The 13,831-nt window shown below is 62.0% G+C and carries 13 protein-coding genes, 1 tRNA gene and 1 pseudogene; 5 read left to right on the forward strand and 10 right to left on the reverse strand.

Annotated features, from left to right (window positions below):
* Nucleotides 1-2: 2 nt before the first annotated feature.
* Nucleotides 3-590 (forward strand): sarcosine oxidase, encoded by a 588-nt coding sequence (locus B4M43_RS15630; protein ID WP_296268357.1) that lies wholly within the window; start codon nt 3-5, stop codon nt 588-590.
* Between the two features lie 51 nt (nt 591-641).
* Here B4M43_RS15630 and B4M43_RS15635 read toward each other — a convergent pair whose 3' ends face one another.
* Nucleotides 642-1,163 carry a cysteine hydrolase family protein gene (locus tag B4M43_RS15635; protein WP_296268358.1) on the reverse strand — a complete coding sequence of 174 codons (522 nt, stop codon included), beginning with the start codon at nt 1,161-1,163 and terminating at the stop codon, nt 642-644.
* Between the two features lie 166 nt (nt 1,164-1,329).
* Here B4M43_RS15635 and B4M43_RS15640 point away from each other — a divergent pair.
* Both B4M43_RS15640 and B4M43_RS15645 read left to right on the forward strand, forming a co-directional pair.
* A tRNA-Asn gene (locus B4M43_RS15640) sits at nt 1,330-1,404 on the forward strand.
* Between the two features lie 22 nt (nt 1,405-1,426).
* Nucleotides 1,427-3,733 carry a hypothetical protein gene (locus tag B4M43_RS15645; protein WP_296268359.1) on the forward strand — a complete coding sequence of 769 codons (2,307 nt, stop codon included), beginning with the start codon at nt 1,427-1,429 and terminating at the stop codon, nt 3,731-3,733.
* Between the two features lie 40 nt (nt 3,734-3,773).
* Here B4M43_RS15645 and B4M43_RS15650 read toward each other — a convergent pair whose 3' ends face one another.
* The 7 genes and pseudogenes from B4M43_RS15650 to B4M43_RS15675 form a co-directional block, all read right to left on the reverse strand.
* Nucleotides 3,774-4,223 carry a hypothetical protein gene (locus tag B4M43_RS15650; RefSeq protein ID WP_296268360.1) on the reverse strand — a complete coding sequence of 150 codons (450 nt, stop codon included), beginning with the start codon at nt 4,221-4,223 and terminating at the stop codon, nt 3,774-3,776.
* Between the two features lie 66 nt (nt 4,224-4,289).
* Entirely contained in the window at nt 4,290-5,162 is an 873-nt protein-coding gene (locus tag B4M43_RS21195) for a methyl-accepting chemotaxis protein (protein ID WP_414707860.1), read from the reverse strand.
* Nucleotides 5,148-6,263 (reverse strand): annotated as a pseudogene (locus tag B4M43_RS21200) (methyl-accepting chemotaxis protein); the annotation flags it as partial. The gene B4M43_RS21195 and the pseudogene B4M43_RS21200, both read right to left, overlap by 15 nt.
* Before the next feature lie 55 nt (nt 6,264-6,318).
* Entirely contained in the window at nt 6,319-6,678 is a 360-nt protein-coding gene (locus B4M43_RS15660) for a lipoprotein (RefSeq protein ID WP_296268362.1), read from the reverse strand.
* A gap of 351 nt (nt 6,679-7,029) precedes the next feature.
* Nucleotides 7,030-7,461 carry a carboxymuconolactone decarboxylase family protein gene (locus tag B4M43_RS15665; protein ID WP_296268363.1) on the reverse strand — a complete coding sequence of 144 codons (432 nt, stop codon included), beginning with the start codon at nt 7,459-7,461 and terminating at the stop codon, nt 7,030-7,032.
* A 26-nt stretch (nt 7,462-7,487) separates the two neighbouring features.
* A complete protein-coding gene (locus B4M43_RS15670) occupies nt 7,488-8,108 on the reverse strand; it encodes an FMN-dependent NADH-azoreductase (RefSeq protein ID WP_296268364.1) in 621 nt (206 codons plus the stop codon).
* The gene (locus B4M43_RS15675) at nt 8,105-8,551 is read right to left on the reverse strand and encodes a GNAT family N-acetyltransferase (RefSeq protein ID WP_296268365.1); all 447 of its coding nucleotides are present in this window, start codon (nt 8,549-8,551) and stop codon (nt 8,105-8,107) included. Before B4M43_RS15675 ends, B4M43_RS15670 begins: the two co-directional genes overlap by 4 nt.
* A gap of 87 nt (nt 8,552-8,638) precedes the next feature.
* Between B4M43_RS15675 and B4M43_RS15680 the strand changes: the two genes are divergently transcribed.
* Nucleotides 8,639-10,039, forward strand: a complete 1,401-nt coding sequence (locus B4M43_RS15680; protein ID WP_296268366.1) for a PLP-dependent aminotransferase family protein — start codon at nt 8,639-8,641, stop codon at nt 10,037-10,039.
* A gap of 68 nt (nt 10,040-10,107) precedes the next feature.
* Here the strand turns inward: B4M43_RS15680 and B4M43_RS15685 are convergent, their stop codons facing one another.
* Both B4M43_RS15685 and B4M43_RS15690 read right to left on the reverse strand, forming a co-directional pair.
* Complete coding sequence (locus B4M43_RS15685; RefSeq protein WP_296268367.1) at nt 10,108-11,382, reverse strand: Y-family DNA polymerase; 1,275 nt, start codon at nt 11,380-11,382, stop codon at nt 10,108-10,110.
* Nucleotides 11,372-11,800 (reverse strand): LexA family protein, encoded by a 429-nt coding sequence (locus tag B4M43_RS15690; protein ID WP_296268368.1) that lies wholly within the window; start codon nt 11,798-11,800, stop codon nt 11,372-11,374. Before B4M43_RS15690 ends, B4M43_RS15685 begins: the two co-directional genes overlap by 11 nt.
* Nucleotides 11,801-12,269: 469 nt before the next feature.
* Between B4M43_RS15690 and B4M43_RS15695 the strand changes: the two genes are divergently transcribed.
* Nucleotides 12,270-13,400: a GGDEF domain-containing protein gene (locus B4M43_RS15695; RefSeq protein ID WP_296268369.1), complete on the forward strand. Its 1,131-nt coding sequence runs from the start codon at nt 12,270-12,272 to the stop codon at nt 13,398-13,400.
* The last annotated feature ends 431 nt before the right edge of the window (nt 13,401-13,831 follow it).

Raw genomic sequence — 13,831 nt, forward strand, 5'->3', positions numbered from 1 at the left:
CCATGACCAGCCTCAACACCCCCACATCCAGCCGCCGGCCCGTGCCGGTGGAGGCAGCGGCCTGCAGCCTGAGCGACCTCACCGAACTGCCCCGCTACGGTCTGCGCGGTAGCGACAGCGCAGGCTGCCTGCTAGCCCTCGGCTACAGCTTGCCCGAGCGCCCCAACCAAGCCGTGCGCCAGGCCGACGGCAGCTGGGTCGCACGCCTGTCGGCGACCGAATACTTGGTGCTGGGCAGTGACGAGGACCAGGGCGCACGTGTAGCAGCGCAGGAAGCCGAGTGGGTCCAGGACGAGCGGCGCAGTTACTTGCTGCCGCGTCAGGACAGCCATGCCTGGCTACAGTTGTCCGGTGTTCGGTGCAGCGCCGTGATGGCCAAGCTCTGCGGCGTCGACCTGCGTGCCGAAGCGTTCGCGGTCGGTGCGGTGGCGCAGACCTCGGCGGCGCGGATCAATGTGATCGTGGTCAATGTCGGGGACGAACGAGGAGCTGCGCTGGCACTGCTCTTCGATCGCGCGTCGCTGAGCTACTTCACAGACGCCGTGCTCGATGCGATGGCGGAGTTCGTGGCGGGTGCGCCTGCCGGTTGAAGGCAGGCGTTCGACATCCCTTTGGCTGCGCCTTGGCTCAGCCGCAGGGCGTTAGTCGAAGTGCCATTCGCTCGCCGGCAGCACGCGGCAGAACGGGCCAGCCAGCGTCGCGTTGTGGTGAGCGACGATGGTTTCGGCGCTGAGCAAGGGCGTGTCGCTGCAGGTATGGCCGTCGGCGATCAGCACTGCGTCGAAGCCCAGGCCGCGGGCGGCGCGGCAGGTGCTGTCGACGCAGTACTGGGTTTTCATGCCGGTGACCACGATCCCATCGATGCCACGTGACTGCAGGCTGGCTGCCAGGTCGGTGTGCTCGAAGGCGCTGGGGCGGCGCTTCTCGAAAACGATTTCATCGCCACGCAGTTGCAGTTCCGGGGCGATTTTGGTCAGTGGGCTGTCGGGTGCGATAGGCGAGCCGGCGGGGCCGACATGGCGCGCCAGGAAAATCGGCGCGCCGGCTTCGCGGGCCTGGTGCATGAGCATGTTGAGGGTGCCGAACAAGGCGGCACTGCGCCAAGGCGTTTCCGGTCCGTGGATGAGACCGACTTGAATGTCGAGGATCAACAGGGCGTGCATCGAGGGCTATTCCTTGCAGTCGATTGGGCGTAGGGAAATTACGGTGCGCTGGCCTAGTCGGCTTTGCCGCCCAGTGAAGCTGGCCAGGCGCTGGTGAGTGGCAATCGGCAGCCGATTGCCCAACACTTCACAGGCGCCAGACTTTAACTGACAATGCCCATCCTGTTCCGGGGTAATTCAGCGGCAGAATACTCGGCTGTTAACCGAATCGGCGCTGGTTCGAATCCAGCCCCCGGACCCACTCCCTTCATGCGATGAGCCCCATGCGCAAACGCGATTCCGACTCTGCCCAGGCACCTGGCATCGGCGCGGGCTATGCAGCCTTCCAGCTTTCGAAAGCGCTACTCGCCTTGAGTGACAGCCTTCCTCCAGAGGCACGCACGCGTGCGGCCAAACGGGTCGAACGCTGGCAGCAAGTGGTCGCCCACGCGCTTGGGGGCAGCGCGCAGTACGGCTCGCGCACACCCTTGCCCGACGTACCCGCCTGGGTCACGCTCGAGGTCAGCACCGGCGGCTTTGCGACCGGGCAACTGTTGGCAGGCGGGGACCTGACCGAATATGAGCGCCATTTGGCGGCAGCGCTTCCGAGCATTCGCAGCGGTGCCGAGCGGCTCGACATCAACGCTTGGCACCTCACTGACGAAGGTCTGGCGGCCCTGCGCCAGCAGTTGGTCGACGGCAACTACCGGGTCGATGTGCCGGAAGCCGCTGCGCTACCGACCGTGGCCTGGTTGCTGGGTGAACAACGTGTGGACGAAGCGCGATCGCTGATCGAGACCCTCGCGCCGTTTTTCGACCGTTTGCGCTTCTTCCCGCTACCCGGCCAGGGTCTGCCCGTGTTGGCGGCACAGGTGCAGGTGTCCACCGCCGGCAAGGTCCGGCAGCATTTGGCCAGGCTGCCAGCCCAGCCCCGTCTGGCCGTGCAGAAGCGGGTCATCGAGCAGCGCCTGCCGCTGTACGATGCGGCCATCAGCCATTTCCTCCTGACCTATGCCGACGACTGGCCGTGCCAGCACTACCCGCCGGCCTGGCCGGAACAGGCCGCGCAACTGGGCATCCGCTTCGACACGATGTGCCGCGCAGGCACTCCGGCAAAGGGCCGTGTCGTGGAGCTGTACGCCCGGCTCGGACAATGTGCCCAGGCGCCGCAAACGCTGACGCGCAACCAGCTCGCACGGGTACGCCAGATCATCGCCGACTTCGTCCGCAAGCATGGGCGGCCCGGTTCGGCGACCCATCTCGCGCAACGGGCACGGCAACAAGCGCAAATCGCTGCGCCGGGTTATCACCGGGTCGCCGCCGCCGTGGCGGAGCGCATGACGCCGTATCCGTCCGAAGCCGGCATCCGCGATTTCGCCCCCCTGCTACACCCCATTACGCCGGCAGAATCGCAGGTGTTCGAGATTGCTGCGGGCGTCCTGTTGCCTGAGGCGGTACGCCGTCGCCTGGAACGTTGCCGCAGGGGCACGATCGCCGAACTGGTCGACTATGGGCTGATCACCTCGGGCGAAACCGTCGCCAAGGTGCTGCCGGCCATGACCGCCGAAATCCACGGCGCAGGCTTCCAGGACCCTGCACTGCGCAAGCTGTATGCCGCAACCTACCAGGCGTTCCGTCGCCGCCGCTCGCTGCTGTTGCTCGACCTGCAACACCAGGTCGCCTTGAACGAACTACCGTGGGTGGCAGTGCTCAAGGCCGACGCCCAACCGCAGGCGGTGACCGCAGACATCGCCCGCCAAGCGCTGGTCGAAGCCTCGGCCACGACGCTCGGCGCCTTCCCGCAGGCGCTCGTGCCCAACAAGTTGCTGCAGGAGTTCGACGCTCTGGCCAAGGCGGCGGGCCTGTCGCTGCCTTTCGTCAATGAAGTCGCCACCGACATCTTCATGGGCGCGTTTTCCAACACCTTCATCGAAGCCGCCAGACGTGCCGCCGGGCCGTTGACCGGGACCTTGTACGCCCGCTACTTCGATATCGATACGCAAGCCCTGGCAGCGCTGCCCGATAGACCGAAAGCCAAGGCCAACGCCGGATGGCGGCGAACGCCAGACGACTGCGACGCCCTGGCGAAACTCTGCGTCCGCCGCGCGGGCGCCGAACAGGCGCCGCGCAACCCGGCTACCAACGGCACGATCGTCGAGCAGCAGCAGATTCTGACGACGCAGAACCTGGTGCCGTTGCTCTGCGAGCTCGATGTGCAGACGTTGTTGCGGCCGAAACTAGGACCAATGGCCCTCGCCTGTTTCGAGTGGATCTGTCTACGCCAGCAAATACCGCTGGCGCATCACCCTGCGCGGCTAGCGATGCTGAAGAACACGGCGTATGCATGGCGACAGATGCTGTTCTATCTGTCGCTGCTCGATGAGCCTGCAAGCGGCTCGGCCATTGCAGACATCGAGCGCCACTTTGCAGCACAACCGGCGCTTTTCCGCGAGCGTTTCCTGCCAGTGATGATGGGGTTACGCGTGGCCGCAGCCGGGCGCCGACTGCCGCAAGGCGAAGTCACGACCGAGGGGGCGCGAGTGTTTCTGGGGTGGTCGAGCCAGCGCCATTGGTTGATGCCCCGGCCGTGACCGCGGTCGTCACCGTGCCTTGCCGAGCGCAGACACGCTGCTAACGCCGGTCGTCATCCATAGGGGTATAGACCCTACGGTCCTCACTGAGTCGATACAGCATCGAGCGCCTCATCCGGGGTCGCAATGCGTGCAACAGCGCGATTTCCACGGCCCAGCCACCCAGGAGAAACACCGTACGGCCAGACTTGCCCCACGGCAACTCGAACGAAACCGCTGCAATTGCAAACATGATGCTGAGCACGAACGCCATGGTGGTCATGGCATTGACGAACCAGTTGAACATTTTCCATCGTGCGGGTAATCCCTCCAGTGGGCCCACTGCCAACAGTGCAATGCCCAGCGGCATCGACACCATGGCCCATAGGAGGGACATGCCGCCGTGATGCAGGCAGGCGATCCACAGCGCAAATCCGACCCAGGCCACTGTCCGGGACGGATTGTCGGTCAGGGTTCTGCGCAGTTTTTCGATCAGTCGGCCTGATGCCATGGCGGTCGCTCCTTTATAGCGAGCGCAGAGCCTAACATTGGGCACGGCAAGCAATGTCACTTCGCCTCAAACCTTGAACCGCCCCGCCATCTCCTGCAGTTGCACCCCGATCCGCGCCAGTTCCGCGCTGGAACTCGCCGTCTCCTCACTGGCCGCCGCCGTTTGATCGGAAATGTCGCGCACCTGGGTGACGCCACGGCTGATCTGCTCGCCCGCCGCGCTCTGCTGCTCGGCCGCGCAAGCGATCTGCTCGTTCATGGCCTCGATGTCCTTGATCGAACCGGCGATGCGCTTGAGCATCTGTCCGACCTCCTGGGACAGGCCGACACTGTCGTCGGTCAGTTGCACGTTCTGCTCGAGTACATTGCCCATATGGTCGGTGCTCTGGTTGAGCGCGGCGATCAGTTGGGTGATCTCATCGGTAGAGCTGCGCGTGCGCTGCGCCAGCCCGCGCACTTCATCGGCCACCACGGCGAAACCGCGTCCCGCCTCGCCTGCGCGTGCCGCTTCGATGGCCGCATTGAGGGCCAGCAGGTTGGTCTGTTCCGACACCGACTTGATGACGTCGAGCACCCCACCGATGCTGTCGGCGTGGCTGCGCAAGGTCTGCATCACGGTTTGCGCCGCCGACATTTCCTCGGCCAGCCGCTCGATCTGCGCGACGGCCTTGTCCACCGCCTGATCGCCCTGACTCGCCTGCTGACTGGCTTGCAGCGCGGAGGCGGCGGCCTGACCGGCGTTGCGCGCCACTTCATGGGTGGTGGCGGTCATTTGCTGCATGGCCGTGGCGATCTGCTCGGTTTCGCTCTTCTGCGCCTGCACGCCCGCGCTGGTCTGCTCGGTCACGGCCGAGAGCTGCTCGGCGGCGCTGGCGACCTGCACCACGCCGTCGCGCAGCTCGCTGACCAGGCCGTGCAGGTTGAGGGTCATGCGCTGCATGCTCGACTGCAAAGCGCCGAGCTCGTCGGTGCGAGTAACGGTCTGGCGGTGGGTGAAGTCGCCACGGGCGACGGTTTCGGCGATTTCTACGGTTTCCTTCAAAGGCGTCACGATCGAACGGGTGATCAGCCACGCGGCCGCGCCGCCTAGAACGATGGCGACGGCCAGCCAGAGCAGCAAGGTGCGCTGTGCGTCGCGCACATCGGCCTGCTGGAACTCGACCTGGATGGCGGTGAGCTTGTCGGTCAGTGCCAGCAGTTCGGCGATGGTCTTGCTGATGCCCGACTGACCGGCATCGACCCGACCCTGGGCTTGCACGGTCTGCTGGATGCGCTGCTGGTAGGCGGTCACTTCCTCGATCATCGTCTGCACATAGGACTGCGGCAGCGAGCTACTGGCGAGTTCACGGGTCTGGCTGAGCATTTCGGTCACCGCCTCGATGGCCGCCGCTTCCAGCGCCGGGCTGGGCGTGGCGGCATAGGTGCGGAAACTGATGCGCATCCGCTGCAGGGTCAGTGCCAGGCTCCCCAACGACTGGCGGTCGTCATAGAGCCCGCCGTCGGCGTTGCCCACATCCCACAGCCGCTGCAGCGCCTCGTTCATGGTTTCCGCCGACGCGGTGGCATTGTTGCGTGCCTCCTCGCGTTCACGGGTAGCGGCCACCGACTGGTCGTAAAAGCCGCGATAGTTCTTCAGCAGCCCGCCCGCCTGGCCGATCAGCGCCTGACTCTGCGCCGTACGGAAGCGCGGGGCCATGCTTTGCACTTGTGCGTTGGTCGCCTCCAGGGCGGCAAGCCACTTGGTCGCCTGCTCGTCGGAGGCATTGACGAAATACACCAGCCGCTCGATGCGCATGTCCCGGGCCAGGGTGCTCAACTTGGCGACCTCCTGCATGCGCGTATTGCGCTCGGCCAGGATCTGGCCGGTCTGCCAACCGGTATAGGCGACCAGCACGATCAGCGCGACCAGCAGGGAGAAGCCGAGTGCGAGCTTGATGCGCACGCTGAGATTGTTGAAGGCGTCGAGGCGGGATGATGGCATCGGAGAAGACTCGAGAGAGTGAGGAAGCGCCGGCATGGGGTCTATGGCATACAGAAGCATCGGCTCGAAACGTCTTTCCTTGATGGCGGAATGCGAAATTGAAGGCGGTCAGGCACTACTGCGCGTCACCGGCCTGGCCGCGGACTGCCTGAAGCCGCATTACTTCATAAGCGAGCGCGTCGCAGGCCGGTCGCGTCAACGTGCCCTGTTGCTGGATTTCGATGGCGGCTTGTTGGCGCTCCTTCTGCAATCTGGACGGGTCGTAGTCGAACTCGGCCATCCGCTCCTTGAGCATCCGGCTGCTCGCGGCGGCCAGATCGGCATCCATCATCCCCGCAGCCGCGCACTGCTCGCTGAGCGTCGAGGACAGGGCTATCGCCCGGTACTGGGCAGCCTGCATGACAGGTTTTTCGGGCTGGGCAGCGCAGCCCGACAATACGACGGCGGCGACGAGCGCGCAGATGGAGCGTTTCATTGGATCACCTCGTGCGATGGAGAAAGGTCGTGGGGTGCGCAGCGGGTGCGGATGGCCTCAAGAGCCAGCCCGGCCGCCGTTTCGAGATGCCGGGCGAGCACCCGCGCTTCGTCATGATGGCGGCGAGGGTCGTCTTTCACCAACCCCTACACCGTTTTAAACGTTTTGCAGCACCTGAGCCTTGATGGGATTATGCGCCACGGGCCAGGTTTGCCAGTCGACGGTGCAGACTATGCCTGACGCCCCGGCCGGTTGCGCAGTTGCTTGTACAAAGGTGCAAGCGACAGAGACAGCCGACCGCTCCCTGATGACGTGGCTCACTCCGCTACACCGTCAACGATCACTTCGTCCTCAAAGCTTCATACCCACCGCTAACCGATTAAAGGCATTCATCAACGCCGCTGCAAAAGTCAGGTCGGAAATCTCGGCGTCGGAGAAGTATGCTTTCAAAGGCTCGTATAACTCGTCTGGCGCCCCCTTCTCGCTGACGTACGTGAGCGCCTCGACCCATGCCAGGGCGGCCCGCTCGCGCTCATTGAACAGTTCGCTGATCCGCCAGCCTGCAAGGCAATCCAGCTTCTCTTGCGGCACTTCACATTCGCGCAGGGTCTGCGAATGCTTGCCCAGGCAAAAAGCGCAGCCGTTGATCTGTGAGATACGCAAATACACCAGTTCGAGCAGCGGCAAGCCTAGCGGGCTCGTGGCCAGCGCCGTATTGGTGGCGAGCAGGCCTTGATAGGCCGCAGGAGAAAGGGAAGCAAACGGCAGTCTGAGTTGACTCATGGTGAAAGTCCTCTATAGAAAAAATATCAGATACAAACGAGGTTGTTGAACAGCGGTTCCAGTGACAGCACGCTCCGGGCATCCTCGACCGTTGCGCGGACAGCCTCTTCACCGAACACCAGCCCTTGGAGGTACGTGAACTGCAGTTCGAATAGACCGAGGGTGTTGAGCGCCTGGCACAGGTAGGGCGTTAGAAAGTCCGGTTGGCGTGCCCGCGCGCCCTGGTGAAAGCCGCCGGAACCCACCAATACGTACACAGGGCGGTCATTCAGCAGGCCGGTCTTACCCTGCGAATGCGAACTGAATGTCCGGTGAATACGCAGGACGTAGTCGATCCAGAGCTTGAGTGCGGCGGGCAGTGTGAAGTTGTGCAGGGGGGTGGCAATGAGTAGAAGATCGCTGCGTTCCAACTCGCCGATCAGCACTTCGGAAACCTCGAACGCCGGCGAGTCGAATGGCGTCGCAGTGGTCAGGGCATGGGCGTAGCTCATATCGAGCGGTGGCAACGGATGCGCGCACAGGTCACGCTCAACCAGTTCAAGCCTTGGATACCGGTACCGCAAGGACGTCACTAGCTCCAGTGCCAACTGGTTCGCATGGGAATCCTGTCCATTGGGGCTGGCGTTGATCAACAGGACGTTGTTCATACCCGGCTTTCTGCTCGAAGGCCCTGGGTGAAATGCATGCCACGGGCCAGCAGCCCCTGGCGAAAATAGAAGCGCTGGGCCAATGGCATATGCAATCCGGTATCCAGCACAAAGTGATCACACCCCTCTTGCACGGCTTCGTCGCGAACAGCGGTCAACAGCCGCGCCCCCAAACCGCTGCCCTGAAGGTCAGGAGCCACCACCAGGTCGTCGACGTACACGAAACGCCCGTAGAGCAGGTTTTCCAGTTTGCGATAACCAACCAGGCCGACGATGCGCTCACGGCCCCACACCGCCAGTAGACGGTAGCCCTGCTCGGTCTGCCGAACCAGCTGCGCCACGTAGCTGGCCGGGTCGGTGAGATGCGGCCGCAAGACGCGCATCAAGTCGAAACTGGCCTGAAAGGCCCCTTCGCTCTCGAGGTGTTGAAATGTGTAAGGCATGCCCGTCGTCCGTTGGAGAGAGATGGCCTACTTTAGAGTCGTAATGGCTTAAGCTACAGGTCCAAAAAATGCATAAATGACTAGGCCATGATCGTTCCCTTCGAGTTGGACCCCAGCCAGCCTGTGCCGATCTATCGCCAGATTTATCAGCGGTTTTGTGAATGCATTGCTGACGGCCGCCTGCGCCCGGGGGATCGAGTACCTGCCGTTCGCGCGTTAGCGGCGGAGCTGAACCTGGCGCGCGGCACAGTGGATGCGGCCTACCAGTTACTGATTGGCGAGGGCTACCTAATTGCCCGCGGGGCGGCCGGGACCGTCGTCACACCACAACTGGCGCCTGTTGCCTCGCCCACGCATCGTGCCCCCGTTGCTTCGACGACGCATCAAGCCGCCCATTGCGGGGCGCTGCCGCTAGCACTGCAGATAGGGCTTCCCGCGCTGGATGCTTTCCCCCGCAAGCTCTGGACAAGACTGGCGGGCCGTCAACTGCGACAGGCCGGCCTCGAAGGCCTTGTCTACCCGGACTCGCGAGGCTATGCACCGCTGCGCTCGGCTATCGCGTCGTACCTGGGGATCTCGAGAGGTATCACCTGCCACCCGGATCAGGTTTTCGTGTGCGCCGGCTATCGCGCCTGCCTCGACCTGATCAGCCACACGTTGATGCGCCAAGGCGATACGTGCTGGCTGGAGGAGCCCGGCTACTTCATGGCCAGGAACGCCTTGCTGGAAGCGGGCGCGCAATTAGTGCCGGTTCCAGTGGATGACCAGGGCCTGAACGTCGCGCAAGGCATCGCCCGAGCGCCGGATGCCGGCTTCGCAGTGGTCACTCCGACCCACCAAAGTCCACTGGGCGTGTCGTTATCACTGCCGCGGCGATTTGCGTTGCTGGACTGGGCCAACCGCCAAGGCAGCTGGATCATCGAGGACGATTACGACAGTGAATATCGCTATCAAGGCAAGCCCTTGCCAGCCCTCAAGAGCCTCGATCAGCAGGGCCGCGTGCTTTATACCGGGACCTTCAGCAAAGTACTGTTTCCAGGCCTGCGCTTGGCTTATCTGGTTGTGCCAGCCGAACAGAACCAAGCGTTCGCCCGTCAGGCGGATCGTCTGCACAACCACTGCCCACATCTACTTCAAGCGACCGTCGCCGCTTTTCTCAACGAGGGTCACTTCGCTCGGCATTTAAAGAAAATGCGGACCCTCTACGCGCGCCGCCGTCAATGGCTTGTCGATGCACTGCACCAACAATTCGGCGACCGTCTGCAGATCAGCGCTCAGGTCGGTGGCATGCATCTGGTCGTGGGTCTTTGCGAGGGTAATGATATCGAGCTCGCTCAGCGTGCCCGGGCCGCTGGCATCGCTGTCGAACCGCTATCGCGTTGGTACTTGGAAGCCAAGCCTAGACACGGTCTGGTGCTTGGCTTCACAAACATCACCTGCGTCGAACAGGCGTCGATTGCGGCACTTCGATTGGCTGAAATCATGTAGTTGGACGGGGGTACCGGAGAAGTCTCTGTCTTTGTCTCCGGTTCCAGCCAGCCAGATCGCTCGAACGCTCATCCACGGATCGTCCATAGCTGATCCAGCCGAGTGGTGTACGCCTGGCTGATCATGTCGCGCCTCATCGCCCACTCCGGCGACGCCGGCACGCTAGCCGCCCGCACCGTTCCCCTCCCCCAACGGCTGTTGATCGTGTCCACCACCTGCATCAATCGATCGCATTCGACGGGCTGGGCAGGCGTGAACAAATCCCCGGAATACTCGCCTGCCTTGCGCAGGTCCATGAGCAAGACCTCGGCTTTGCTGTAGCGATAGCCTTCGCGGAAAACCAGGCCCACCGCTTCGGTAGCCAGGCGGGTCAGCAGCAAGGTGTCATTGGTGGGATAGGGCAATTCGACCAGCGCGCCCTGGGCATGGTGTGGCTCACCTACGCTGTGCATGCCCGTGCGGATGCTCACGCGCATGCGCTTGCACATCGACCCTTGCGTCCGCAGTTTCTCGGCCGCCCGGGCGACGTAGGTGGCTACCGCCTGCTCGATGGGTGCCAATTCGCTCAGGCGCATGCCGAACATTCTGCTCGAACATATCTCCTGCTTGTCAGGCTCGGTTTCGTCCAACTCCAGGCAGGAAACACCGTTCAGCTCCCGCGCTGTCTTTTCCACCACGACGCTGAACTTCTCCCGCAGCGTTCTTGCGTCCGCGTTGGCCAGGTCCATTGCCGTCCGTATACCCATCTCTGCCAAGTGGCCAGTCATGCGCCGGCCAATCCCCCACACTTCGCTCACTTGGGTATTGCGCAGCACCCAGTCGCGCTTGAAGGGATCGCAGATGTCGACCACGCCGCCCGTCTGCGTCAACAGCCGCTTGGCGGTGTGGTTGGCAAGTTTGGCCAAGGTCTTGGTGGCCGCAATGCCCACGCCCACCGGAAGTCCGGTGTACAGGTAAATGCGGCTGCGAATAGTTCGGCCCAAGTCGGTCAAGTTTTCGCGGATTCCGGTGAGATCGGCAAAGCACTCGTCGATGCTATAGATCTCGACCTCCGGCACCATGCCTTCGATGATGCTCATGACGCGCTCACTCATGTCGCCGTACAACGCATAATTGCTGCTGAACGTCTTGACGCCATGCTGGCGTAATGTGTCCCTGACCTTGAAGTAAGGGTCGCCCATCTTCACGAACGGCTTGGCGTCATATGACCGGGCGATGACACAACCGTCGTTGTTCGAAAGTACCACGATCGGCGTTTTGGCAAGGTCGGGTCTGAACACGCGCTCGCAACTCGCATAGAACGAGTTGCAGTCGATCAGCGCGAACACCTGCTCACTGCGCATGGTCGCGCACGCTATACCGAACGACGCCCCAGATGGACAGCTCGTCGCCTTCCATGATGTAGCGCGGCGGGTAGGAACGGTTTTCCGATTTGAGTATGACCACCCCATTGCGACGGTGAAGTCGTTTACATACAGGTTCGCCGTTGATGGCGGCGATCACAATGTCGCCATGCTCGGCCTCACGTCCTCGGTCGACGATCACCAGGTCACCGGAGTAAATCCCCGCGCCCTGCATGCTGTCACCTTCGATCTTGGCCAAGTACACCTGAGGCGCACGGAGCTCGAACAACTCGTCTAGCGAGATATGCTGCTCGATGTGATCGGCTGCTGGCGAAGGGAAGCCCGCAGGGATGAGGAAGGCGTAAACCGGGTGACGTTCGGTGCCGTCGGTTGGCTTACCCAGGTAGGTGATTGACATGGTTGGAGGGCCTGAGGGTTATCTGTATGTATATACAGTTAATCCAGCCCCTGGTAATTGGTCAACGTGGATGAGCGTTTTTTCGGACAGGCGTGAGGCATTGCCGCTTTGGACATCGTTCGACCGATACGGCAATAGAACATCATCTTCGCCTATTTGGTTGGCATCGGACCGTTAAGTAAGCGAGAAGTAGCGCACTTGAACATCGCCTTGTTTAACGCGGCATCGAGTGAATAAACCGTGCTGTTTTCAATCGACGACAAGAATGGCCGCCCAGCTGGCTGGCTTGGGATCGTTCTTCATATTTGCAGGGTCCACTGTGCAGATATGGCAAAATGATACCATTTAGGGCGTAACCGATGACCGAAGCATCAGTGACAGGACGGAGTGCTGACAATACCGCCCTACGCAGCCATACGAATTCGCACATCCGGCGCACGACCGACGCCCACAACAGAGAAGGTTGCGAATGGACCTGACCACGCTGCATTTCACCGATGCATTGGTGAATCTAACGTGCGGGCTCATGTGCTTCGCTATCTGGGCAAGCAGGCCTGGCGATAGATGTTTTGCCTATTGGGGCCTCGGCGGCTCGTTGTATGGCCTTACCGCCTGCTGGCTGCCCTACCTCCCGGACGGCAACATCGGTACGGGCCTTACCTATTCGGCGCTGCAGATCGCCAACATCATGTTCTGGGCAGGGTATCGGGTGTTCGACGGTGTGCTTGCCGTTCCTGGCTGGCTGCTGGGTTTGCCGACGATCCCTCTGCTGACCGCGCTCGCGTTCGGATATCCCTCCTATACATCGATCTTCGCCGAGCAGGCCACGATCGTCGCTTACTGTGCGATTTCGCTAGCCCAAGTGGGGTACGTACTCAAAAAGTCCGATGCACTGTATTCCCCGCGGTCCATCTCTGCCTATGCGGTGATCGTCATCCTCCTGTCCGTCATGCTGACGGGCATCGCCTGGAATGACCAAACTCAGAATGACACTCATGCCACGTTGTTCATATTGACCGATCATGCAATGACCATCGTCTTCATGCTGGCCGTCATTGCGATGGTCGGTCAGCGCGACTTCAGGTCGCTGGTCAACGCTTCGCGCCGAGACCCGCTCACCCAGGCGCTCAATCGTTCGGGGCTCGACGATCTACTGTCGAAGATCGACACCGATGCCGCTCTGCTTCTGATAGATGTCGACCACTTTAAAATGATCAATGACCGTTTCGGCCATGCGGCCGGCGATGAAGTGTTGCGTGCACTGGTGAACCGTATCGCCAGCGTTTTGCCTATTGGCGACCACCTCGTGCGTTTGGGGGGCGAGGAGTTTCTAGTGATTTCGCAGCCGCCGGATACTTTGCAAGCCGCAGCGTTGGCTGAGCGCATCTGGGCCGCGGTTCGCAACGAGTCGTTCTCGTACGAAGACGCCAAGATCGACTTTACCGTCAGCATCGGGTGCGCGTGGTTCGCGAGCGACGAACCGTTCAGGCAAGCGCTCAAAAGAGCCGACAGCGCGATGTACCGCGCCAAGCGGTCCGGACGTGACGTGATCGTTGAAGATTGGGAAAGCATTGCGTCGTCCGACCGATCGTGTGTCTAGATGATGTTGCCTGGGCGGCGCGTGACATTGCCGAGCGCTTTTCAGGAGGTACCTATGCCTGGGCCAAAGTCGGTCTGGACCATTGATCGCTTCATGAAAGCTCTGGTAGATGCCTGGGCATTGCAACGTAGAAATGACATGGCGGGCACCATACCCATTTGCAGTACGACCACCGGAGCGCAGCCCGATCGAATTCGACGCTTGCGTCGACAATCGAACGCGGGAACGGCTTTGTGCTAATTTCGACTGTCGTAAGATTTGAGGGTCACACATGGCAGGCAATATAAAAAGATTTGATGATTTCGCGCAGAGGATTTTGGCGGGTCTACACGAAGCATTCCCAGCAGCCCGTTACATAGGACCCAAGGAAGCCGGACTCAGTGATGAAGCGCCTGCCCTCAATACATCCGGGGGGCGATCCGCATCCGATG

The organism is Pseudomonas sp. UBA6562, assembly GCF_002434265.1.
Classification (GTDB): domain Bacteria; phylum Pseudomonadota; class Gammaproteobacteria; order Pseudomonadales; family Pseudomonadaceae; genus Aquipseudomonas.